The following is a 26,515-nucleotide window of genomic DNA, read 5'->3' on the forward strand; positions in this document are numbered from 1 at the left end:
TTTTAGAAAGGATAGCCTATCGCAAAATTGAAGACTAGATTGTTGCTTCCCCCTTCAAAAAAGGGCGTTCTGGTTCTTTCTCCTTTTTCCCAATAAGGTACGCGCACGGGCGAGGCCAAATCCAAACGGATTACAAAGCTTTGGATGTCTACCCGTAAACCAAAACCTACCCCAACCCCAAGTTCACTCATCCAATCTTTTTCAAATTTACCTTCGGTCTGTAATTTTTCATTAAAGGCGATGGCCTCTTCGGTTTCACCTTCGGTCAATTCGGATTCTGTAGTCAACCAAACATTTCCCGCGTCTGCAAAAAGAGCTCCCTTTAAATAGGAAAAAATAGGAAAACGATATTCCAAATTGGCCTCTAGACTAAGGTTTCCGGATTGGTCAAAGAAACTGGTGGTACTATCATCTGTAGCGGTAAAGGTACCAGGACCCAAAGACCTGATAGGAAATGCCCTAACGCTGTAGGGTCCTCCAGAAAAGAATTGTTTCACAAAGGGCAAGGTATTGGAGTTGCCATAAGGAATTCCCCAACCTGCATACACCCTGGCTACCAAAGATTGCTCTTTCGCCCATCTGTAATAGTACCTCAAGTCCACATCAGCTTTGGCATATTGGGCGAATTCAAGTCCAAAAATGGTTTCGTCTCCACTTACCAGACCCAACATGTTTCCGGCCAAATCTATGTTTGTAGAAAAGAAAAAAGGAAAAGTCTTGTCCTGATCCACCAGCTCATTGTAGGTGAAGGTATAGGTAAGACCTGCTATAAATTGCTGTTCAAAACTTCTTCGGAGAAAGGGGTTTTTATCCAAAATAGCTTCAAATTCCTCCGTAGTATTGGTAAGGTTTACATAATTAACGCTGATAGGATTAAGCTCATGAAATACGTATTTATTGGCATTCCAGGTATATCCGAAGGAAGAATTAAAAGAGGTAAGACTGTACAGTTTACTTCGGTTTAAAAAATCACCCCCTAGACTTATTTTGGTTTTAGGCACGGCGTACTTAAATCTTTTAGGGGAAAAAGGAACCAACCGCGGAATGGTCAAATCGGCTTTTATTCCGCCACCGATACTACTCAGGTTTTCATTTTCCCCTCCGGAAATCTGTGCTCCGTACTGAAAATTACCTGAGAGACTTAACGTTTCCCCGCCTTTAAAAAGATTTCTATTACTGTAGGAAACCGAAATTCCCGGACCGGCCAAACCATTGCTTTTGGTCACCGCTTGCAGTTCTGCCCTAACAGACCTCTTGGTTAAGGGCGAAAGAAAAAGTTCTGCATGAAGTGAACCCGCTCCGTCTTTGTTTGCAATGGTATCTAGTTCCGTGAACTGGATGTTTACAAATTTATAACTACCAATGGCGGACAGTCTGTTGCTTGTTAATTGGGCAGTACGGGCGTTGTAATCTTGTCCTTTTTCAAAAAGGATATAGGGTTCCAGCTGTTCCGGTTTAAAGTACTCTTCGTTTTGGACAAAGGCCAATCCATTTACATTCTTGGGTGTTGCCACCTCTGTAGTATCACCCAGCGTGTAATTGGGGTACACGGTAATAGAGTCAATTTGATAAGGAATTACCGAGCGTTCCGGTACTTGCGATTTTAACCGCAAAAACAAATCAAATTTTCTGTTATTATACCTATTGGTATCAGCTTCGAAGATTAAAAAATCAGGATTGAAATTATAGTAACCCTTGGTCTTTAAATCATTATCTATTCTTTCACGCTCAAATTTCATAAGGCTCAAATCAAAACGTTCCCCTTTTTTAAAGGCGCGTTCATCAATGGTAGCCGCAATATCTCCATAAATCTGCAAAGAATCCTTCTGAAGTTGAAAAGTCTCCATGGTATAAGGCTTAGGCAACTCTGCGGTGTATTTTACCTTTGCAAAACTTTTACTACTATCAATTTGGGAAGCCGCTTTACTATAGAAAAACCCGCGATTATCAAGTCGGTTCAAAATCAAATTTTCAATTCTTTCCGGATTTACCTGTGAGAGGTACACAGGTTCCTCTCCAAACTTTTTGTTGAGCCATTTATTCAGAAACCCCGGCTTTTCTTTTTGTGTCTTGTAGTGATAATACAATCCTAAACGCATTCCCAACAACGAAGAATTAGGTTCCGGCTGCAAGAGCGAATTAAGTTCCGTTTTTACTTTTTTAAGGTCCTTTACCTTCTCTTCAGCCACTACGGATGTCCGCAGTTCAGCTCCTGTATACAGTACTTCCCCTTCGGGTATATATTTTTCCACACCACAACCCAAAAGCAAGCAAAGGATGACCATAGAAGACACTTGCTTCCAGTGATATTTTTCATGTATCAATTTAAGGCTATTCATTCCTTCTCTTTTTCTTTGGGCTTTTCTCCTTTCTCATCGTCCAAGGGGCTAAAAAGCTGACTGAAATTATTGAATTCCCTATTGAAAATAAGGGCCAACCCTGTTACGATCAACTGACCGTCAATCACATTTTCATATTCATTCTTGCGATAGCCCCGTAATCTATAAATACCGTCTTGAGTGAGTAAATATTCCAAACTCACATTACCTATAATTGGTGTCTGTTCTTGCCCGGCCTGGGCACTTCCCTCAACGTCAACGGCACTGCCTGCAGTAACCACCAAGCGGTCATCAAACAATTTCTTTTTCGCATTGATGTTCAGCTGGGTTCTATCTTGTGGTCCGTCTCCTTGATAATCCGTGAAACTATCCAAATCAAAATCCACTTCAAAGCCAGTTTTCCCAAAGACCTTATCCGAAAAGGCATTTAGCTGACCGGAAAGTACCTTGTTTACATTGTTTCTGGCCAAGGCAGCAGTACCTCCTGCACTACCATCACTACCTGAATCAGGAAAAAACCTGTTAAGTGCCAATAGCGAAAATACCTGTTTGTTCAAAGCGGCCTCCTGTTCGTTCAATTGCTGCACCCTACCGTAAACGGCACCGCCTAAGGAACCTTGTTCATCTTCCGGCATATCTAAATCAAAAGACAGTTCGGGTTTCAACAACTCACCATCAACATTCAGATATACTAGAAAGGGCAATACCTGTTGGTATTTTCCCGTAACGCTCACATCTTGACCCGAAGTAACCGCAGCCATCAAAGGTGCTGCAGATGTTTCCACCTCATAAATGGCCGTAACATCCAAAGCGGCATCGGTAGGATCGCCACGCCATGTAATACTTCCGCCCGGCTTTATGGTAAACCTTCTATTTACTAAATTATACAAACTGGTTTCATAATGTCCATCTTTAAGCTCATAACGCCCCGTTAGATTTATACGACCATTGGGTGACATGTTCAAGTTAAGCTCGGCATCCCCTGAAACCTGAAGATTATCTCCCGTACGCTCATCTATAATGATATGGAAAACTGCATCATTAGCAATTTCAAGGACCGAACTTAAATCGAAACCTTGAAAAATGGGTGCGGTCTCTTCTTGGTCATTTCGGGTTAAAATGGCATCGGGGTTTTCCTTATTTACAAAAATTACTACTCCATCGCGTTCCTCTACATCCAATTGTGCTTCGGGCACTACATAAGTGACATCAGTAACCTTTCGTATTTTTAACCTGCCATCTATTTCGGGCAGGTCCAAATCTCCGGAAATATCTACATCGGCATCAATACTGGCAGTACCGTAGTACAGTTCATTATCCTCTTTAGTGGAATTTAGCACCCTGAATTCATTCGCCTTTACATTTAGGTCAAAAGCAGGATTCGTAATATTCTCCGTATGTATTTTACCATCCAATTCAAAGGTACCTTTGTAATCATCTTTTACGCTAAAAGTGTCAAAAGCTATCCCTTCATTATTTATCGTCAAGGATTCACCGTTCACTTTGAAAAGGGAATTGAAAGTAGCAATATTGAATTGTGTATCATTAAATTGAAGTTCCCCTTCATAAATAGGCTCCACCGTTGTGCCATTGAGTGCAACTTTACCAGAAATATACCCTTGAGTATCTTTAATTTGCCCTTCGGATAGGCCTTCAAGCACTTTTAGCTCCAACGTATTTAAATCCAAATCCAAATTGAGCTTGGCACCCGTTTCAGCTGCGGCATAATCCCCCGTTAAATCCAAATCTACTCCTCCGTCTTTAAGTGATAGATCAAAATCATAATTTGCCTGCCCTTTGGATTGAGCGTCCAGAGCTAAATTTCCTAAAGGATTATCCATCACTCCAAGGTTGGCAATATTAAAATTGGCCACAATACCCGGGGCGGTAAAGGGATTTTCAACCACTAACCTACCTTTCACCTCTCCGGAAGCCAAAGCTTCATCAGGATTGAGAAGACTTACAAAAGTTTGCAACTTAAAATTGCTAAAAACAATACCTAAGTGTTCTTTCTCTATTTCAGGCAGGGAAGTACTCAAGGACAATTCTTGATTATTTCTACTAAACACTACATATGAAAGGTCTAAGTGATTTTCCGCAATACTAATCTTGTTTTCACCAGGAATTTGCCACTCCTTTTTGTTGAACAATAATTTATCCGGGTTGATATGCAGACTGATACTATCCCTTTCCAAAACCATTTCCGAGGCCACATGCATCAGTTGCTCTTGGTCATCAAAAGAATTAAAGTCAAGAAGCAACTCCTTATTCTGCAACTTTCCTTCGAGAAAGGTTTTCTTTACATTTACAGGACCCGCCATTAAAGCCCCAAAACCTGCTGATAAGTTCAAATCCGTTGGTGTACCCATAACGGACACCTCCAAACTATCTAAGGAATTCCCCTGATAAACTATAGAAGGTAGATGCACCCTACCCTGTAAACTTTTCGCTTTGGAGTCAAAATTGGCCCTAACATGTACAGAATCCAATCGCTCTACCCCATTTAGAAAAACTTGGGTGAGAATGGGCACAGGAGAAAGTGAAAAATTTACATCTAAATTCACCGGATTCGTTACACTATCTTGTGATTTATTCTCCGTGAAATAACTTTGAAATTGCTTAGTCAAAGCATCGGTAACCATAGCCGGGGATGCATTCGATTTCAATTGTCCATTAAGAAAATCGCTTTCTACGGAAACATTGGTATCCTCCTCTCCAATAATAGCATTAAGCCTTAGGTCGCCCATTTGGTATTGTTCATTCTCATAAACGGCAATACCCTCTTTGAACAGGGCATCAACCTCAAAATCTTCGGCATTCCCAGTATAAGTGGCATTCAGGTCTACGGCCGCTTTGATATTTTCCTTGGTAATGCCCAAGGCATACAGGTCTGCACCAATTACTTTTAAATCTACATTTAATTGGGTATTTGCGGAATCTAACACTATACCAGTCGTGGAGGTGAAATTTAAGTTCTCATCCTTGAAATTCATTTCTACCTCTCCATCACCATTTTTTATTTGCCCATTGAAAATTAGGTTTGAAAAATCATACTTCCTTAACTGCAACTGGGTGAAGTTGGAAGTAAGACTGGCATCTAAGGAATTTAAATCCTTCCCTTGACCATCAGCATTCATGGTCCCAGAAACTGGACCTAACTGTTCATTTTTTAAAATCTTCTGAAGTTGTAGGCTATCAATATCTATTTTGGCCCTAAAAGCAATTCGAGAAATAGTGCTGTAGCTTCCCTTTAAGCTCAGATTTCCGTCCGTTGTAGTTAATTTTAAGTCGGCTCTGGAATCTTGTACAGATCCGACAGCCTTGGCCTTCAGGTATATCTTTTTTGGAATGGAAATACCCAATGAATCTTCGTTGACCAATCTATTGATATCTTTTTGAGTAGTGGCAAACTTGATATCGTTGAATTCAAACCCCAAGGAATCCGGTGTCATAAGATTTGAAAGTCGGGCCTCCGTCTCAAGGTTGGTCTCCTTTCCCCAGTGAAGTTGAAAATGGGGAACATTCAAATTCCCCAATGTACCGTTAGCGATTAGCTCAGCAGAAATGGGGAGTTCCGAAGCATCATTTAAATACTGATTGGTTTTTACATTTGGTTGGAATACGTATACATCGGCCAATCCCAACTGTGCGTCATCAATGGAGACATCAACACTTGTCAATTCAGGATTTTTTAAGAAGTCATCAAAACTTGAAAAGTTTAAATTGATGTCTCCCACCAAGGCGCTATGAAGTGTCTGTAGTTTTAAATCCGTTAATGAGGCCATTTCATTATTCAGCCTAGCCTGAAATTGTGCCTCTTTGATTCCAAACCCACTTTGCTCACTAAAGGTCAAATTCTCAAGTGCTAACTGAACGTCTTTTGGACGGTAACTCACATTACTTGCTTGAAGACCTAGATTAGATAGCTGAATATCTTCCGGGTTAAAACCGTTTGGTATACTATCTCTGTTACCTGTTTGAAAGACCAGGTCATTCTCTGCTAAGTCAATTTCCTTGATATCAATCAGAAACTCTGGCCAAGAAAAAGGTTGAACCATCTCAACAGTCAGTGAATCGGACTTCTTAACTGAAATATCTTGCGAAGCTTGTTGTATGTCAATTCTGGAGTTCTGGAGCCGTAGTAAATCCACTTCAAACTGATTGGCCGCCAAATCTGCTTTTGGCAACTCCAGTCCAAAATCATGAATTTTGAAATTCATATCTAGACCATCGGGCTTGGATTTATAATTGGCCTCGATATTAGCTAACGTAAAATCATCCACCCTTAAAAAAGGTAGTTGGGTTGTAGTCGTATCTTCCGTTTTAGGAAAGGGTTTGGACTGTTCATAGCTTAGGGATACATCTTGCAAATGAAATTCGTCCACCTCAAAACGCATTGTTTCCAAATCGAAATTATCTACGTTTGCCTCTAACTTCCCGAGTTTTAATCGAGTATCGAGCCCCATATAACCATCGGTATAAATCACATCAAAATCCTGAAAATCCAACGTACCAATTGAAAAAGTCATGGGTTCGGTATTAGTGGTATCTATCGTTGTAGTATCGGCTGCAGCAAAGGCATCAATCAAAAATGTAAAGTTGAAGTCTTCGGTATCCGCGCCTCTAAATATGCGTGCCTTTAGACCAGTCCAAGTTGCAGATTTGAGCGAAAGTGTATTGCGAAATGCTTTTGGAGATAAAGGAACATTGGCCTCCAGAGCCTGTGAATAAACTAATGTATCTCCTTTTTGGTCTTCCAAATAAAGTCCTTCCACCATTAAATTACCGGAAAAAGTTAGGTACAATCGATCAATTTCTACTCTGGTTCCCGTTTTGTTTTCAATAAAATCGGTTGCCTTACCAACAATTAAATTTTGGCCCCACTCACTTCTTATAAAAAGAACCACAAGAAGAAATAAAAGGAGCAACACTAAGAAAATTCGACCTATAATTCGAAGTACACGATATTTTTTAGGGTTTGCCAAGGATTGTTGATTGTTAATACTGGTTGCAAAGCTACACTTATGATAAGTAGGAATTTTAAAATTAACCTAACCTTAAGTTGTAACGTTAAAAGCGCAATTAAAGAAGGAATCTTCATAACGTAGGATGCTATAGGATAAATTTTTAAGCGGAAGCGTATTGCAAATAGGATAGTTTTCCTTAAAATAACATCTTTGCTTTTTTGTAAATTAGGTAACAATCCAAAATATTCAATTAAAATTGCTTCAAGCTCGGGTCATGATTACGCGCCTACTCTCCTTTTTCTTTTTGGTCTTACCCATTTTACTAGTGGGCCAAAACCTTCTACCCCCTATTTACAATTACAAAGCATTTGAATACAATGCAGCGGGACAAAATTGGGGATTGTCTACCAACGCAAAGGGCGAGCTTTTTTCTGCAAATGATAAAGGTCTACTTTATTTTAATGGAGAAGAATGGACACTTTACAAGCTACCCAATGCTACTATTGTAAGATCCGTACAATGTATTGGAGATAGAATTTATACAGGTTCCTATGAAGAATTCGGATTTTGGAAAAAAGAACCGAATGGTATTTTTAGATATACCTCCCTAACCCATTTAATTAAAAATCACACCTTTACAAATGAGGAGTTCTGGCAAATTTTGCCCATTGGTGACCAAATTATTTTTAGGTCTTTTTCAGCCATATATATCTATGCCAACAATCAAGTAAGTGTTGTACAACCTGGCTTTACCGTTACCAATATTGCACTTCATAAGAACAAAATTCATGTTGCCTCAAAATCCAACGGATTATTTTTACTGGAGGATGAGCAATTGAAACCCTTTGTAACCCCAAGTGTTTTTAACAATGCTACGATTATAAGTATGACCAGTTTTCAAGATAAGCTGCTCATTGGCACCCAATTAAAAGGTGCTTATTTTTACATTGACGGGGAAGTAACCGCATTGGAAACGGAAATAAACGAGCTACTTCAGCAACATCAATTGAATAAAGTAGAGGTTCTATCCGACCAAGAAATGGTATTCGGAACTATAAAAAACGGAATATATCTTTACGATTTAAATGATAGGACCATTAAAAACCTCAACAGGGCAACTGGGTTACAAAACAATACGGTCCTGTCCCTAACCAAATTTGAGGACCAGATATGGGCCGGGTTGGAAAATGGACTTGACCGGATTGGAAACAACTCCGCCATCACTTATTTTACCGATTACTCCGGTATTTTAGGCACCACCCACGATATCGTCATACAAGGCAACAATTTTTATTTAGGAAGCAATACGGGCATTTTTCAACTCTTGGGAAGTGATTTAGAGTTTATTCCCGGATCACAAGGTCATGTCTGGGATATGGAGCTAATAGAGGAAGATGTCTTGGCCGGGCATAACGCAGGAACATTTAGGGTTCAAATGAAGTCTTTGGACCAAGTATCCCATATTGCTGGAGGATATCAATTTGTTAAAGTCCCTGAAAGCAACAACCTTTATTTACAGGGTACATATACCGGGGTAGCCCTCTTTGATAAGCGTGATGAGGATTGGTCTGCCAGGGCAGTCTTTGGTATCGACTTTCCCGTTAACCAATTATATTTTGAGGACCGGCGCACTCTCTGGGCCGCTCACCCCTACAAAGGTTTATTTAGATTTGGCCTAGATGACAATTTGGAGAAGGTCACGGATAAAAAGGAATTTGGTCCAGATGTACTTCCCAACAATTATCAGGTAAAACTGTATCGGATTAAAAATCAGATTATCATACAGAGCGATGGAAAATGGTTCAAGTACGACCCTATAATTGAAGAAATCAATCCTTTTAAGGAGTTTGAGGCGTATAACGACAAATCCTTAATTTACTCGGATGGAGATAATTTCTGGTTTATAGATAATAAGCCAAACAAGGAACTGATTTATACCAATCTTAAAGATCAATATATTTCTATTGGTAAATCCCAATTAAACGAAAGACTTGTTCCCGATATGGAACACATTTCCAAAAGAAACGACTCTATTTATCTGCTTACATTGAGTGATGGTTTTGCACAATTGAACTTGAGGAAACTACAGAGAAATTTATCTAACCTAAATTCCAATGCCCCTGAATTATCTTATTTCAAAGATATCCATCAGAGATACGGAACAACTGAATCTATTTTTGCGGTACCGTATAAATATGCGAGCGACATTCAACTTCAAGTTGCTTCTCCAAACCTAATAAAGCCCAGATACTATTACGAATTAAAGGGTCCGCTATCGCAAAACAAGTATAAAAGTAACGGTAACATCACTTTTCAAAACTTACCCTACGGAAATTATACCTTGAAGCTTCATACGGTGAGTATGGACAATAAGATTTCCGAGCCAAAAATAGTGCGGCTTAGTATTGCACCTCCCTGGTTCCTTAGTACATATAGCATACTCGCTTATTTGCTTGTACTGTTAGCGATAATTCTCCTGATTCGATGGTACAATCAGAGAAAACTGAAGAGAAAGCAGTTAGCCTTACAACTTAAACTTGAACAACAACAAGATGAGCGTTTGGCCCAATTAGAAAAAGATAGATTGGAAAAAGAAATTAAGGATAAACAAAACGAACTTGCCAGAACCACCATGAGCGTTGCAAAAAAGAACGAACTCATTTTAGAATTAAAAGATCTCATGATATTGAACAAGGATGCCTTTAAAAATAAACAACGGTACCGTTCCCTAACCAAGAAATTAGACAGTTCCATAAATGAAGATGAAGATTGGCAGCAATTTGAAGTCAACTTTAAGGAACTTCACAATGACTTTTTTGAAAATCTATTGAAAGAGTATCCAAGGCTCACCCCTAAGGATCTTAAACTTTGTGCTTATCTTAAAATGAATTTATCTACCAAAGAGATTGCCCCATTGATGGCAATTACGGTAAGAGGTGTTGAAATTCATAGATACCGGCTTCGGAAAAAATTGGGAATAGACAGCTCTCAAAACCTCTCCAATTACCTTATCAAATATAAACAATAAGGTAATCAAATGCGATAGAGCACATAATTCTGATTTTCACCTATTTATCATACTACATCAACACTACATCACAGTGTTAAAATTGAAGGTAAATTAACCTAAGAAACTACTGCAATAACCTTGAAAAAAAGGCATTTCAAGCCCATATTTCAATGATGTAGTTTTTATGTATGCTCTTAAAATTTTCTCAACACTCCCTTTTTATACCTTGCAACGAACTTAACGACTCAATAAAATATCAATTCAATTTTTAAACTATCATGAAAATAAGGAGCTATTTTTTACCTATCTGTATATTCCTACTCCATTTGGGTATGAACGCACAGTCTGGTATTTCGGTTTCTGGAACTGTAAGTGATGCAGACGGGGCTCCCTTACCAGGAGCTAGTGTTGTAGTCAAAGGAACCACAACAGGTACCCAAACGGATTTCGATGGAATCTACACACTTACCAATATTGCACCAGAGGCCACACTATCCGTAAGTTACATTGGCTTTACCTCCAAAGACGTATCGGTTAACAATCAAACTACTATAAACGTATCATTGGAGGAAGACACCCAAGCATTGGACGAAGTTGTGGTCATTGGCTATGGAGAAATGAAATCCAAAGACCTTACATCTTCCATTACAACGGTAAAGGCGGAAGAAATATCGGCAACGCCCACAGCATCCCCTATGCAGGCATTACAAGGCAAAGTTGCAGGTTTGCAGGTAGTGAACAATGGTAGCCCAGGTCAAGGGCCAACCATCAGGGTCCGCGGTATTGGTTCCTATGATACAGGAGCATCCGGACCTTTATATGTGGTCGATGGAATGTTCTTTGACAACATAGATTTCCTAAACACCGCCGACATTACCTCCATTTCCATTTTAAAAGATGCCTCTGCAGCGGCAATCTATGGTGTTAGGGCAGCCAACGGGGTGGTGTTGATAGAAACAAAATCGGGGGCGTATAACAAAAAATCAGAGATTACCTATGATGGCTATTCCGGCTTTCAGGTAGCACAAAATGTACTCAAGCTGGCCAATTCTGAGCAATTCGCCACTTTGGCAAGGGAGTCCGGCTCCGCACCGGATATTCAATTTATCGATAATGCCATGCAACGCTATGGTAGAAGCCGTATCAATCCGAATGTACCCAATGTTAATACCGATTGGTATGATGAAATTTTGAGGCCGGCCCTTATTCAAAATCACAGTTTAGGTGTCACCGGAGGTAGTGAAAATGCTACCTATGCCATTGGCGCTAATTATTTCGAGCAGCAAGGTATTCTTAAAATGAAAAATGAATACGAGCGTTTTAACCTTAGAAGTAAAATCGATTTTAAGGTGAATGACCGGGTTACTATTGGAGGGAATGCCGTCATCAGCAACGCCACTCGCTTTGATCCTGAAAATTCAGCCTTTCGTTTGGCCTATTATGCAGTACCTATTCTGCCCGTTTTAGACAACAACTTGGCAAATAATGAAGCGGTATTCCCAACCAACTATGCCAATGCACAGGATTTAGGCTACAGAGGAGGACAAAATCCTTTTCCTACCATGGACAATAGTGAACTCCGTTCTAAAATCAGGAATGTACTCGCCAATTTTTATGCTCAAGTAGAAATAGTTCCTGAAAAACTAACATTTAAGACGGCCTACAATCATAATTTCCAAACGATTGAAAGAAGAGAAGTACGTTTACCTTATTTCATAGGAAACGGATTTCAGCGTGAAAATGCAGAACTCGTAAAACGTAATGAAACCTACTCCAACCAAATCTGGGACAACACTCTAACTTTTACCGATTCTTATGGAGACCATAACTTCACCGTTTTGGCGGGGTCTTCTTTTCGTGATGAATCATACGAGCAATTAGAAGCAAAAGGCCTCAATTTTCCATTATCAGGAGAGGAAGCGTACTATTTAGACCAAGCCCAGACCATTGTTCAAGATGATGTGGGAGATGACGGTAGGCGCGAATACGGTTTGTCGTTCTTTGGAAGGATTTCCTATAACTACGCTAACAAATATTTGTTATATGGTACCTATCGTGCGGATGGAACCAATAAATACCAAGAAAAATGGGGATATTTCCCCACCATTGGTGCCGGTTGGGTTATTTCCGAAGAAAATTTTATGCAGAACAACGGCATCTTTGACTTCCTGAAATTACGAGGTAGCTGGGGTAAACTAGGGAATGATAAAGTACCTGGAAGTGAGGGCGCCATAACGTCTACCGTAGTTACAACGGCGTTTGGTGACACCATGGTGAACGGTGTAAACACCACAAGTAATTTCACCTCACTAAAGTGGGAAGTCACGGAAGAAATCAATGCCGGTATTTCCGCTAGAACCTTCAATAACAAATTATCATTGGAAGCGGATTATTATGTTCGCGATACCAAAAACGCAGTTATTCCTATTGAAGTTCCTTTAATTCCCGATGCCACACGTCAAAATGTAGGTGAAATTAGAAACCAAGGTTTTGAATTGGCTCTTAATTGGAGCGATCAGGTTTCAGAAGATTTCAGCTATTCCGTAGGAGCCAATTTCGCTACTTTAAACAATGAAGTCTTGGACACGGACAGGGAACCTTATATTGATACCGGTTCGGCAGAGTTTAGACAACGAACCAGGGTTGGAGACCCCGTGTTTTCATTTTTTGGTCTTGAGGTAGATGGAGTTTATCAAACCCAAGCTCAAATTGATGCTGACCCTTCAGCGCAGTTTGAAATAGCCAATGGTAGGACGATTTTTCCAGGGGACCTAAAGTTTAAGGATCAAGATGGTGTGGAAGGTATTACAGCTGACGACCGGGTGATGTTAGGAAATTATTTACCTACTTATTCTTTCGGTTTTAACCTTGGTTTCAATTATAAGGCGTGGGATTTTTCCGCTGCAGCGATGGGACAAGGAGGAAACAGCATCCTCAACCGTAAACGGGGCGAGGTCATTTTCACCAATGACACCAATTGGGACCGTGATTTTGCCGTCAACCGCTGGCATGGTGAAGGTACCTCTAACAGCTACCCTTCTTCTGCAGGTATCAGAAAAGGTTGGAACCAGCAATTAAGCGACTTTTTTATCGAAAAAGGCGATTTTTTCAGAATCCAAAATTTAACGCTCGGCTACACCATCAATAAAGGCGGTACTCTTAAAGGCATTCCCCAAACACGTGTTTACGTAACCGCGGAAAAGCCTTTGACCATATTTGACTACAACGGTTTTAATCCAGAGGTATCCAATGGAGTGGATAATGAAACGTATCCTATCCCAGCTATTTATACCCTTGGCGTTAATATTAAAATCTAAAAAATTGCAACTATGAAACTATTGATAAATCATACGAAATGGATCCTAGCAATTTTAGTGGTTGTAGGGATAGGCGCTTGTACGGACAAACTGGATGAGCCAGAACTAAACAATAACTTTGCAGGAGGTACGGATTTTACGGATGCTTCTGGAATGATTCAATCTACCGTGGGAGCCTATGAGGCATTTTATTCCAGAGGTTGGGAACAGCCATTGATTATAGCCGTTCGTGGAGATGATGTAAATGCAGGAGGTCTGGGTGACCAACCCGAATTTTCCGAGATGGACAAATTCAACTACAGTAAAGACCATTGGATGGTCAATTCCCTTTGGGAAAATATTTATGCGGATGTGATCTCTGCACATACGGCCATGGAGCAAATTGAACGTTATCAAGAATTTGGAAACGAGTCGGAAATTGCTTTAGGAAACCAATACATAGCTGAAATTCAAGTGTTGCGAGCAATGATGTTGTTTCAGATATCCCAAGTATACGGAGATGTATTTATTCCTGAATCTTCGGATACAGAACTGCTATTGGAACTTGAGAGTGTACCTTCCAAGACAGAGGTGATGCAGCACATCTCTGACCAGATGGATTTGGCCATTCCCCTACTTCCTAATATACGCCCTAATGAGCGTACCGATTTACCCGGCGCTGTTACTAGGTTTACAGCTCTTGCCGTGAAGGCGTTGGCCAACCAAGAATTGGAAAATTACCAAATTGTTGCAGATGCAACAGGTCAGATCATTTCCTCTGGTAAATTCAACCTATATCCAGATTATTATGAGCTTTTTAAAACTCCGGGGAAATTAAGTGATGAAAGTATTTTAGACCTTCAATACTCAGATTTCAATCAGGGTGAGGGCGATAGATTCGCCCATTTGTACGCCCCCTACGGGCCTCAAAACTGGACTCCGGCGGTAGAAGGCAGTAATAGCGGATGGGGGTTTTTTGAGCCCAGCTTTAAATTTATAAAGTTCATGCTGGACCGAGGTGAGACCGTTCGATTAGAAACCAGCGTGCTTTTTACCGATGAAGGCATTTCGCAATTACAATCGGACCCCGATTATAGCACCTTACCTTCATTTGTTAGCAATACGACCAGAGATGGCGATGTCATCAATGACTTTGCTCGTGCCTTATTCTCTAGCGGAAAACACTATTTGCCTTCCAACCAGTTAATAGAGGGAAGAACCGCCTATGGCAGTAATAAGAACTATCCGGTAATTCGATATGCCGAAATCGTGTTGATGTATGCCGAAGCACTTACCCAAGGCGCCTCGGGAACTGCTTTGTCTGCTGACCAAGCTGTGAATTTAGTCAGGGAAAGGGCAGGAATGGCCCCAATAAGCGGTGTGACCTTAGACGACGTCATAGATGAAAAATTTGCAGAATTATCTATGGAATGGGGTAAAAGGTACTATGACCTCATCCGCCTAAATAGATATGATGAGCTCAACTATGATGGCCGCACTTTTACGGAGGCAAAAACCTATTTACCTTATCCTCAGGCACAGATAGACCAGTTTCCTATCCTAGGAAATTAAAAACATAACTCAACTCAAATGATATGAAAACATTTAATAATATAATACTGGGCCTAATAGGCTTGCTGGCCTTGAATTCTTGTGAGCAAGGTATTGACTCCTTGACAGAAGTAGACCCGGGCCCTGACACCACGGCACCCTCAGTACAAATAAGTTCCCCCTCTGAGGGATCGGCCGTTAAAGTCAATGAAGAATTAGCCACTATTACCATTCAATTTGAAGCACAGGATGATATAGAGCTCGGCTCCGTAGAGGTATGGCTGAACGGTGTACAACTAAGCACTTATAACAGTTTTGTAGATTATCGTAAGCTTATAGTTGACGACTTGGTTTACGACCAACTGGCAGATGGTTCACACGAACTTTCGGTGGTCGCTACGGACCTTGACGGTAAGAGCACTACGGAAACCGTAAATTTTACAAAGGAACCAGCTTACATCTCCAAATACGACGGAGAACTTTTGTATATGCCTTTTGACGGAGGTTTTGTAGACCTTTTAAGTTTTGAAGAAGCCACCCAAAACGGCACTCCTCTTACCAGTGAAGAGACTTTAGCGGGCAGCGGTTCTTACTTAGGTACAGAAGGCGCCTATTTGACCTTAGATTCAGAGCGATTTAAGAATGCTGAATTCAGTGCTATTTTTTGGCTTAAGTTAAATGCCGTACCGGATAGGGCAGGTATTTTGGCTATGAGTCCGCCATTAAACGAAACCGGAGGAAATGTACTTACTAGCGGATTCCGGTTCTTTAGGGAGAACGCCGGAGGAAAACAGCGTTTTAAATTAAATGTAGGAACAGGTACAGGCAACTCGTGGTTTGATGGAGGTGAAGCCGCTGACATAGAGGCTACCACAGAAGAGTGGGTTAATTTGGCCTTTACCATTTCAGGAAGCGAAGCTGTGGTTTACATCGATGGGCAAGTCGTATCACAAGGAGCCCTTACCGGAATTGACTGGACGGATGTTAATATACTTTCCATCATGTCAGGAGCACCTAATTTTTCCGGATGGAATCATTTATCAGACCAAAGTATGATGGATGAACTCCGGATTTTTGACAGAGCCATCAGCCAAGAAGAAGTCCAACAAATTATAATGGATGATTCTGGAATAGTTGTATCTAATTACCCGCCGACTTTCAATGGTGAAAAGTTCTATATGCCCTTTGATGGAGATTATAGAAACCTATTTACCGATACCGAGGCGGACATTGTTGGTGACCCCAAATTTGCAGCAGAAGGTGCAGCCGGTAATGACGCCTATGCTGGAGCCGAAGGTTCCTACCTCACCTATCCAACCGATGGTTTAACATCCGATACCTTTAGTGCTACTTTCTGGTACAAGGTAAATCCTGAACCGGGCCGAGCAGGTATTTTGGTTGCCGGGCCGGAAGACACTGAAAAAGAGGGTTATCCTGATGTACAAAATTTACGCACCAGTGGTTTCCGATTTTTTAGGGAAGGAGATGCTACACGGCAAATTTTCAAGCTGAATGTAGGAACAGGAGAAGCTGATATCTGGGTAGACGGCGGGGATGCTGCTGCTTTCGACCCTACAGGATCCGGATGGGTTCACATGGCCATTACCATATCAGAAAATACGGCCACCATTTATTTTGACGGCGCGGAAGTGGCTTCCAATGCGCTAAGCGCACCATTGGATTGGACCGGATGCGACCTGTTCTCCATAGGCTCGGGAGCTCCAAGATTTACAGAATGGGGACACCTATCAGACCAAAGTTTTATCGATGAGCTACGCTTTTATGACAAAGCTTTGACACCTGAAGAAATACAAGAAATAAGAAATCACGATTTATAAGAAAGTTGATTAGTTAGCCTTAGTTAGTTAATTCACTTAAGTAACATCTTTTATGAAGTTATTTAATTTTGCAATGGCCATCGCCTCGTTGTTAGTTGGTTGCGGTGGCCATTCTTCCAAAAAAGGAAAAGAGGTAGAAACATCGGCCACGAATGCCGACATTACCAATGAACAATTGTTAGACTCCGTTCAGCGACAGACCTTCGATTATTTTTGGGGCGGCGCAGAACCGGTGTCCGGCCTTGCCCGAGAACGGATTCATATGGATAATATTTATCCGGCGCATGATAAGGACATCATCACTATTGGTGGCTCAGGATTTGGCCTTATGGCTATTCTCGTGGGTATAGAAAGAGGTTTTATCACTCGCGAACAAGCTCTGGAACGATATGAAAAAGCCATCGATTTTCTCGCAAAAGCGGATAGATTCCACGGTGCCTGGCCCCACTGGCTTACCCCTGATGGAAAAATGACCCCTTTCAGCCAAAAAGACAATGGCGGAGACCTCGTGGAAACGGCCTTTCTGGTTCAAGGGATGCTTACCGTCAAAGAGTATTTCAAAAATGGAAGCGAGCGCGAAAAGAAGCTCGCCCAAAAGATCCAAAAGCTTTGGGAAGAAGTTGAGTGGGATTGGTACACCAAAGGAGGCGAAAACGTTCTATACTGGCACTGGTCTCCCGAATACGAGTGGGAAATGAATTTTCCCGTTGGTGGTTATAATGAAGCGCTGATTATGTATATCTTGGCAGCCGCCTCCCAAACCCATTCTATCAGCAAAGAAGTTTATGAAGAGGGTTGGGCCCTTGGTGGCGAAATTGCCAAGGATACGGTATATTACGGACTGGAAACAGAATTGAATCACTATGAGCATGACAAGGCTCCGGTAGGCCCTATGTTCTGGGCACATTATTCCTACTTGGGCCTAGACCCCAATGGACTTACGGACCAATATGCTGATTACTGGAAACTGAACGTCAATCACACGCTCATTCAATATAGGCATGCGGTAGAAAACCCCGGTAATTTTGAAGGCTATGGTGAAAACCTTTGGGGATTGACCTCTAGCTATTCTATAAAGGGATATGCAGGGCACCGACCTGATCAAGACCTCGGGGTGATTTCGCCTACCGCAGCACTTTCTTCCATGCCTTATGCGCCTGAAGAAAGTCAACAATTTTTAAGACACATTTATACCGAACAAGATTCGTTAATAGGAAAATATGGACCTTACGACGCGTTTAGCCTAGAGCACGATTGGTATTTACCAAGATATCTGGCCATTGACCAAGGTCCTATTCCCGTTATGATAGAAAATTACAGAAGCGGACTTTTCTGGAAGCTTTTTATGCAAAATGAAGACCTCAAAAAAGGATTGGAAAAACTTGGTTTTTCCTATAAGATGAGGAAATGAAACAGTTTCACTTTTCCATCTTAATTATCGTATTCCTATTCTCCTGCTCTGGGGATGATGGTTCGGCTCCTATTGGTGAATCTGAACTGCCAGAAAGCCCTATTGAAACTCCTGCCGAAGAGGAAGAAGATGATAACTTAGAGGAAGTTGAAGACGCAAACCCTGTAACCATTTCCGATGAAGAACTTTTAGATTTTACCCAGCAGGAAACCTTTAAATTTTTTTGGGATTACGCCCAAACCGAATCTGGTTGCGCTCGAGAACGCTTTCACCCTAACGAGCCTCTTAATGACCCCAACACCGTTACTATTGGCGGTACAGGTTTTGGTCTTATGGCCATTATTGTGGGTATAGAGCGAGGTTTTATCTCACGATCAGATGCCACAGGAAGATTAGCTAGCATGCTCGCCTTTCTCGAAAATGCCGACCGTTTTCATGGAGCATGGCCCCATTGGCTTGACGGCACCACAGGCAAGGTAAAACCTTTTAGCGAGAAGGACAATGGAGCCGATTTGGTAGAAACAGCTTTTCTAGCTCAAGGTTTGATATGTATTCAAGAGTATTTCAAAAACGGTAACGAAGAAGAACAACTTATTTCCCAAAAAGCGAAAGCCCTTTGGACAGGTGTTGAATGGAATTGGTTCACCCAAAACCAAAATACCTTATACTGGCATTGGAGTCCTGATTTTGGTTTTGAAATAAGTCTAGAACTTAAAGGTTATAATGAAGTGCTGATTACTTACATAATGGCAACGGCCTCAGAAAACTTCGGTATCGAAAAAGAGGTCTACAATAATGGGTGGGCATCCAATGGAAGTATCGTCAGCGGTGCTACAGCCTATGGCCTTCCCTTTTTGGTTGACCATGCAGGCAACGCCCCAAAAGGCGGACCTTTATTTTGGGCACATTATTCCTATTTGGGCCTAAACCCTAACGGACTTTCAGACACCTATACCAACTATTGGGACGTAAACGTCAACCATTCCAAAATCAATTACAATTACTGTGTAGAAAATCCAAAGAAATTTACTGATTACGGGGAAGATTGCTGGGGACTTACTGCAAGTTATTCTAGAAATACCGATGGCAGTCTGGGCTACAATGCCCATAGTCCGTCCAATGACACAGGAATCATTTCCCCAACGGCAGCTATAAGTTCCATTCCATACACACCGACAGAATCCCTAAATGCCTTACGTTATTTTTATTCTCATAAGGACAAATTAGTAGGGCCAGCAGGATTCTACGATGCTTTTAGCCCTGAACATGATTTTTGGGTGGCAGAGGCCTACTTGGCAATCGACCAAGGCCCCATCATCATCATGATAGAGAACTACCGAAGTGGACTCTTATGGAATCTATTCATGCAAAATCCATCCATTCAAAAAGGGCTGGATGCCTTAGGTTTCACCTATTCAAATTAAAAAATCTACATTGTGCTTTTTCCTAAAATACAACTGAATCTCCCTGTCAGGTATTTTCTTCTATTTCTGTTGCTTATCACAGGTTGCAATGAGCGAGAAAAATCCGTTCCTGAAAAAAAAGAGGAAAGACCGAATATTATTTTTATAATGGCAGATGACCATGCCCTACAGGCCATTAGCGCTTACGGTCACCCGATCAGTCAATTGGCGCCTACTCCAAATATCGACAGGCTGGCAAAAAACGGAGCCCTTTTTACCCACAGTTATGTGACCAACTCTATCTGCGGCCCCAGCAGGGCCGTCATCCTTACCGGGAAACACAGTCACCTTAACGGATTCAGACAAAATGGAGATCAATTTGATGGGAACCAGCCTACCCTACCAAAAATGCTCCAATCCGTAGGCTACCAAACCGCCATTTTTGGAAAATGGCATTTGCATGGGCACCCAAAAGGTTTTGACCATTGGAAAATAATTGTGGATCAAGGCAATTACTACAATCCCGATTTTATTGAAAATGGTGATACCACCAGAATTAAAGGTTATGCTACGGATATAATTACGAACGATGCATTGTACTGGCTCCAAAACGAACGAAAAGATTCGGTTCCCTTTTTTATGATGGTCCACCACAAGGCACCCCATCGTAATTGGATGCCTGCCCTGCGGCATTTAAACAAATACGACTCCGTAACCTTTCCATTACCGGAAACCTATTTTCCCAAATTGGAAAATCAAGAAGCTGCCGAGGCCCAACTTCAAACTATTTATGAGGATATGTACGAGGGGCACGATTTAAAATTAAGCAGGGAATTTGGGAGTACGGAACTGGCCCACAATCCTTGGACGACCGATTTTGAAAGAATGTCTCCTGAACAACGAAAAATTTGGGATGCTGCTTACCTCCCAAAAAACAATTCCTTTTGGGAAGCAGACCTGCACGGTGAGGAATTGGCAAAATGGAAAGGACAACGTTACCTACAGGATTATATGGCAACTATTGCCTCAGTAGACGAAGGCGTAGGGAAACTGTTGGATTATCTGGAAGCAAACGGACTAACAGAAAACACCTTGGTCATCTACACTTCCGATCAAGGGTTTTATTTGGGTGAAAAAGGAATGTTCGATAAGCGATTTATGTACGAAACCTCATTTGGCACTCCCCTACTCATGCAACTACGCGGCAAAATCAATGCTGGCAGCAAGGTCACTGCCCTTGTGCAAAACCTGGATTTTGCGCAAACCATGCTAGATTTTGTGGGAGCCCCGGAATTAGGAAAAGAGATGCAGGGGAAATCATTAAAACCGTTATTGAACGGTAGTATTTCCGATGATGATTTTAGGGAGGTGGTCTATTACCATTACTATGACTACCCCGCCTTTCACATGGTTAAAAAGCATTATGGCATCCGGACCAAGTGCTATAAACTAATCCACTTTTATGACGATATAGACCAGTGGGAATTTTACGATTTAGAAAATGATTCCTTGGAGCTTCACAACAAAATAGAAGACCCTTCATATTCCAAGGTAATTACCCAATTACATGCAAAATTGGATAGCGTACAAAAAGCGTATGGAGTTACCGAAAAAGAATTTGAGAAAGCCCCAAAAGAGCAGATACAGCGGGCTAAAAAGCAATTTAGAAGATTAAGGGGCCAAGCTATACGCTAAACCCCTCTTCTAAATCTATTTTTGGGCGGTGATTACCCCAACCTCGCTAAAAGAGGCTTGATAATCATCGCCGTCTACCATTACTCCTTTTAATTTAATATATCGGGCGTTGGCGGGATTAAAGTTTATCGTCTGAAGAATTCGGTTATTGACCACATTACCAAACTCTCCTTTACTCACCGTTTTAAAATTACGACCATCCGTACTTACGGAAAATTCATAATCCGTAACAATCCCGAAAGGATATCTATCTTGAATAGGTAAATAAGTAAAACCAGTAAGGGAATAGGTTTTTCCTAAATCAATTACAATTTCTTGAGGGGACTTTGCTCCCGCCGCAGTAGCCCAAGAAGAATGCGGGTTTTCGTCAATTAACTTATGGGCATCTTCCAGCTTACCGGAAGAAACTTTCACCACTTTCCAATCAGCCTTAGGAATATCTAAATAAGTCAACCGAGTTTCAGACTGGTCACCTGTTTCTGCATCGTATCCTACGGACTTTAGGGTGGTTGCCTCGGTTACCATAAAAGGTTCTATGTACTTATTGCTCTTGTTAGTAGGTTCGCTACCATCCAACGTATAAAAGATTTCTACTTTATTATCGGCAACGGATAGGGTAACATTACCCTCACGGTCCCTAGAAATATCCGGGGCGGTCAAGAAATTAGGCGCTCTGTAGAGTTCGATATTATTGATAACCAATGGACCTTTGGATTCTAAAAAGTTCACTCTAAGCTTGGAAGCTTTTACGGTATTAAAACGTAAAATACGCTTGTTCCCAATCGTAGTCTGTTCGTCAATTTTTTGCCAAACACCATCTACTTCGGCTTCTACCGAAAATTTGATAACACGCTGCCCTAAAAGAATATATTCCTGTAAAAGAATTCGGTTTACTTCGGTAGGCTCCTTAAATTCAAAAGTGAGGGAGGCATTGGTCACACCTTCATTGGTGGCCCAATACGAGTTTTCATCGCCGTCGTTTACATTTTCGGCCATGTAGGAATCACTATTACCCCTTACATCGGTAGCTGTAACGGTAACTCCCTTGGCCAACTCCGTAGCAAAATCCTTATCAATCTGCTTCTTTAAGGCTAAGAGTTGCTTTTCGTCCGTTTCATGCACTAAGCCCCTAGTATCAACAGGAAGGTTCAAAAGAAAACTCCCGTTTCGACCAATGGACTCATAATACGTCTGTACCAAACGGGCCAAGCTCTTTACTTGATGATCTTCCCGTGGATGGTAATACCAACCCGGACGTATAGAGGTATTTACTTCTGCGGGCAACCAATGGGTTCCATCTTGGTGACCGGAACGTAGCTCTTTGTATCTTGGCCACCCGGGATAAATTTCATCCCTTCTCATGATGCTCCAGTTAGTTTCATTGGCAAAACCTTCCTCTGTTCCAACCCAACGTATATCTGGGCCACCATCACTAAAAATCACGGCATTGGGCTGCAGTTCCCGCACAATTTCAGTTACCTTGTCCCGTTCGTAATACGTTTTATTATCAATTTTTCGCTCCTCATTGGCACCTCCGTAATAACCGGTTCCACCGTTGGCACCATCGAACCAAACTTCAAAAACATCGCCATAATTAGTTAAAAGTTCCCGTAATTGTTCATGGTACCGAGCTACATATTCCGGTTTGCCATAATCCGCGTCATTACGGTCCCAAGGAGAAAGATACACTCCGAATTTTAAACCGAATTCTTCACAGGCCTCGGATAGGTCTTTTACTAAATCTCCTTTTCCGTCTTTCCAAGGGGAATTTTTAACGGAGTGCTCCGTAGTCTTGGTAGGCCAAAGGCAAAATCCATCGTGGTGTTTGGCGGTGATGATAATACCCTTCATACCTGCTTCTTTAGCAATTCTGGCCCATTGTCTAACATCCAATTCGGTTGGATTGAAAGTTTCAGGAGATTCGCCTCCCAGACCCCATTCCATATCGGTAAAGGTGTTCATGTTAAAATGAACGAAGGCGTAATATTCCAAATCATGCCACGCCAGTTGTCTTTCTGAAGGTAGGGGACCTACTGGTTTTGGAGGCTCCACTGTCTTACAAGAAAACAGAAGGCCAAAAATTGCAATTGCGATTAATTTGGTTTTGATCATGGTAATTGGATTAGTTACTTTCTATTACAGAACCTTTTTCCCTATAAAGGTCTACTTCACCGTCTAGCATTACTGCCAATACAGTCATATTTTCATCTAATACGTGTTTTGGCAATTTTATGTACTTAATGCCCGGATAATGGCTCCAATACACCTTGCCTACTTCTTGATGGTTGAGTTTGGATCCTTGACCCACCACATAAATTCGATTGATGTTATTCTTCAATCCTCTGAGAACTACCTCCCCGTTAGAATCACCTTTAACGAATAAATAAAGGGTCTTTTTATCTTTTGATAGGGTGGTTGGCCCATAAAAATGTTCTTTGGGTATACCGGCGATGGTTCCATAGATGGCTTCATTGTGTTTTTGTGTCCACCTACCTAAACCTTTTAAAATCGCCACTTGTTCCTGTGGTATACTCCCGTCTCCTTTGGGACCTATATCCAAAAGTAGATTCCCTCCATTTGTAAGGACATCTGCAAATATTCCAATCACCTGGTCGGTTGTTTTATAATCCGAATCATTCTTTTGATAGCCCCATGAGTTGTTCATGGTCATACAAAGTTCCCAATAAGGATTGGAAGGCCTAGTAATGGGCATTCCTTGTTCAGGAGTATCGTAATCACCTTCATTTTTTAATCGGGAGTTAAGAATTACGTCAAGATTTTTTTCTTGTAACATATTACGAACTTTGGGCGCTTCCCATTCCTCAGAACTATGTTCCCAATCCCCATCAAACCAATATAAATCAGGATTGTATTTTTCCGAAAGTTCTTTTAACTGACCTTGATAAAGTTTCAAGAATTTATTCCATCTGCTAGGTTCATCCTGTACCTTGTACCTAATTGAATCACGGGTAAAATGGGTATAATCTGAATGCGACCAATCTGGCAAACTGTAATAGATTCCCAATTTTAGATTTTCCTTCCTAACAGCCTCTACAAAAGGGGTTAAAACATCTTGTTTGGCCGAGGCACTTTTAACTGAATTAAAATCACCAAATTTCGAATCCCAAAGGGCAAATCCTTCATGATGCTTGGAGGTAATTACGGTATATTTTGCCCCTGCTTCCTTAATTAACTTTGCCCATTCTTTTGGTTGATAGTTTTTAGCCGAAAAACCTGAAGTCTGTTTTAAGTAGTCTTCATGAGAAATATAACCGTTAAAGAATGACCAAGACTCATCAATTCCATCCACGGAGTAAAGTCCCCAATGAATAAAAACACCCAGCTTGGCATCTTTAAACCATTGCATTTTCTCCTTCTTTTTTGTGGAATCAGTAATCTGAGCCTGCAGGGCGAAGGATGCTAAAATTGATAAACCAAAAATCCACTTCCGCATTTATTCTTATTTATAATTACAAACTCTCTGAAATTCAATCTATCTATTTCACTTAAAAAAGCGAAAGCCAATTTTCTTTAAAATTTAAGCGTGAATGCTTCTGTTTTTAGAAGCTGCGGTTTTAAAGTCTCAGGAATTTCAATGACTATTCCCTTGCCACTCTTCTTCCATTTAAGTCGTTTATTGAAACCTACGAGTTGCGCTCGTCCTCCTTTTGGTACCCAACCTTCAAAATAAATTTCGGAAGGTATGTTATCCTGTCCTTCCTTCACCAAATAAATAAGGTAGGTTTCCCCGGTTGGTTTAGAGGTTACGCATATATTTTCGTATTTGTAAGGGGCCATGGCCTCTGTACCATAAATGGCTTCGTCATTTGCATTCATCCAAGTACCAATTTCCTCCAGTAATTTATACGCACCGGCATCCCATTCTCCTTCCGGGCTGGGAGCGATATTCAAAAGTAAGTTGCCTCCCTTTGCTACAATATCTACCAAGGTATGTACAGCTTCCCTACCGCTCATATAGGTAGCATTTGGGGAATAGGACCATCCACCACCTGCAATTATACAAGATTCCCAAGGATAAGGAAGTGGTTTTTCCGGAACCCTGTTCTCAGGCGTTAGGTAGTTCTGGTTTTTACCGTGAACGGCCCTATCCACCACAATTAATCCGGGTTGTTCCTTTCTAGCCTTTTCAACCAATTCATCCATTTTGATGTCTTGGTTGACAATTCGGTTTTTCAGGTAGCCACTTTCGTTATCTTTCAATTGTGCATCATACCAGCTGGTAATTTCGGACTTGGGCGTTTTGGCAACCCAACCTCCGTCTAGCCATAAAATATCCACCTTACCATAGCCCGTAAGCAACTCTAATATTTGATTATGGGTGAAATCTGTAAACTCCTGCCATTTTTCCGGGTTTTCAGACGGACTATAGTTCACGTTTCTATCCCTTGGCGGGTAATAGGGATCCCAGTAGGAATCAACGTTCCAATCCGGTTTTGAGAAATAAGCTCCTGCCCATAGACCTTCATTTCTAAACGCTTCAAAAACCTCCTTTGTAATGTTTGCCTTAGGATTGGAGCTAAATGGAGTCTTGGGGTCCGTTATTTTGTAATCCGTATACTTGCTGTCAAACATAGAAAAGCCATCATGATGCTTGGTAGTGAAAACTACATACTTCATACCAGCATCTTTAGCAGCCTTCGCCCATTTTTGAGGGTTGAATTTCGTTGGGTTAAAAGTGGTCTGTAAGCCCTCATATTCTTTTTTATAAGCAAAGTAATTCTCAGGACTGGAACCCTTTTTACGTTCGCACCACCCATATTCTTCAGGGCAAATGGACCAGGATTCCACAACGCCCCACTGGCTATATGGCCCCCAATGCATTAGTAGTCCAAATTTAATATCTTGCCATTTGTCCAGTTTTTCCAGGACCAAGGGGTCCGTTTCCGGAACATACCTTTCATCTTCATAAATGGCTTGGCCATTTATCAATTGAACAAAAAATAAAAACAAAAAACTGGTGGGGGCTAAAAATTTCATGCGCAAC

The 26,515-nt window shown here is 41.2% G+C and carries 12 protein-coding genes; 7 read left to right on the forward strand and 5 right to left on the reverse strand.

The window, feature by feature from the left end:
* Positions 1–2: 2 nt before the first annotated feature.
* Together tamL and IL355_RS19345 are read right to left on the reverse strand one after the other, a co-directional pair.
* Positions 3–2,339, reverse strand: a complete 2,337-nt coding sequence (gene tamL, locus IL355_RS00470) for a translocation and assembly module lipoprotein TamL (protein WP_192460258.1) — start codon at positions 2,337–2,339, stop codon at positions 3–5.
* A complete protein-coding gene (locus tag IL355_RS19345; RefSeq protein ID WP_192460259.1) occupies positions 2,336–7,246 on the reverse strand; it encodes a translocation/assembly module TamB domain-containing protein in 4,911 nt (1,636 codons plus the stop codon). The genes tamL and IL355_RS19345 overlap by 4 nt, the downstream gene beginning before the upstream one ends.
* 334 nt (positions 7,247–7,580) lie before the next feature.
* Between IL355_RS19345 and IL355_RS00480 the strand changes: the two genes are divergently transcribed.
* From IL355_RS00480 to IL355_RS00510, 7 genes are all read left to right on the forward strand, one after another.
* Positions 7,581–10,334, forward strand: coding sequence for a helix-turn-helix and ligand-binding sensor domain-containing protein (locus tag IL355_RS00480; RefSeq protein WP_192460260.1), 2,754 nt, complete (start codon positions 7,581–7,583; stop codon positions 10,332–10,334).
* A gap of 260 nt (positions 10,335–10,594) precedes the next feature.
* Positions 10,595–13,633: a SusC/RagA family TonB-linked outer membrane protein gene (locus tag IL355_RS00485; RefSeq protein WP_192460261.1), complete on the forward strand. Its 3,039-nt coding sequence runs from the start codon at positions 10,595–10,597 to the stop codon at positions 13,631–13,633.
* 12 nt (positions 13,634–13,645) lie between these two features.
* On the forward strand, positions 13,646–15,184 hold the full coding sequence (locus tag IL355_RS00490; RefSeq protein ID WP_192460262.1) for a RagB/SusD family nutrient uptake outer membrane protein: 1,539 nt from the start codon (positions 13,646–13,648) through the stop codon (positions 15,182–15,184).
* A 23-nt stretch (positions 15,185–15,207) separates the two neighbouring features.
* Entirely contained in the window at positions 15,208–17,001 is a 1,794-nt protein-coding gene (locus tag IL355_RS00495; protein ID WP_192460263.1) for a LamG-like jellyroll fold domain-containing protein, read from the forward strand.
* Between the two features lie 52 nt (positions 17,002–17,053).
* Positions 17,054–18,412 (forward strand): glucoamylase family protein, encoded by a 1,359-nt coding sequence (locus IL355_RS00500; RefSeq protein WP_192460264.1) that lies wholly within the window; start codon positions 17,054–17,056, stop codon positions 18,410–18,412.
* The gene (locus IL355_RS00505; RefSeq protein ID WP_192460265.1) at positions 18,409–19,836 is read left to right on the forward strand and encodes a glucoamylase family protein; all 1,428 of its coding nucleotides are present in this window, start codon (positions 18,409–18,411) and stop codon (positions 19,834–19,836) included. Before IL355_RS00500 ends, IL355_RS00505 begins: the two co-directional genes overlap by 4 nt.
* Positions 19,837–19,848: 12 nt before the next feature.
* Positions 19,849–21,510: a sulfatase family protein gene (locus IL355_RS00510; RefSeq protein ID WP_380081197.1), complete on the forward strand. Its 1,662-nt coding sequence runs from the start codon at positions 19,849–19,851 to the stop codon at positions 21,508–21,510.
* Positions 21,511–21,525: 15 nt separating this feature from the next.
* On the opposite strand, the gene IL355_RS00515 is transcribed toward IL355_RS00510, so the two are convergent.
* The 3 genes from IL355_RS00515 to IL355_RS00525 form a co-directional block, all read right to left on the reverse strand.
* Entirely contained in the window at positions 21,526–23,622 is a 2,097-nt protein-coding gene (locus IL355_RS00515) for an alpha-L-fucosidase (RefSeq protein ID WP_192460266.1), read from the reverse strand.
* Between the two features lie 10 nt (positions 23,623–23,632).
* Positions 23,633–24,964 (reverse strand): alpha-L-fucosidase, encoded by a 1,332-nt coding sequence (locus IL355_RS00520; protein ID WP_192460267.1) that lies wholly within the window; start codon positions 24,962–24,964, stop codon positions 23,633–23,635.
* Between the two features lie 77 nt (positions 24,965–25,041).
* Positions 25,042–26,508 carry an alpha-L-fucosidase gene (locus tag IL355_RS00525; protein ID WP_187456211.1) on the reverse strand — a complete coding sequence of 489 codons (1,467 nt, stop codon included), beginning with the start codon at positions 26,506–26,508 and terminating at the stop codon, positions 25,042–25,044.
* Between the last annotated feature and the right edge of the window lie 7 nt (positions 26,509–26,515).

The organism is Euzebyella saccharophila, from assembly GCF_014855495.1.
GTDB classification, from domain to species: Bacteria; Bacteroidota; Bacteroidia; order Flavobacteriales; family Flavobacteriaceae; genus Euzebyella; species Euzebyella saccharophila.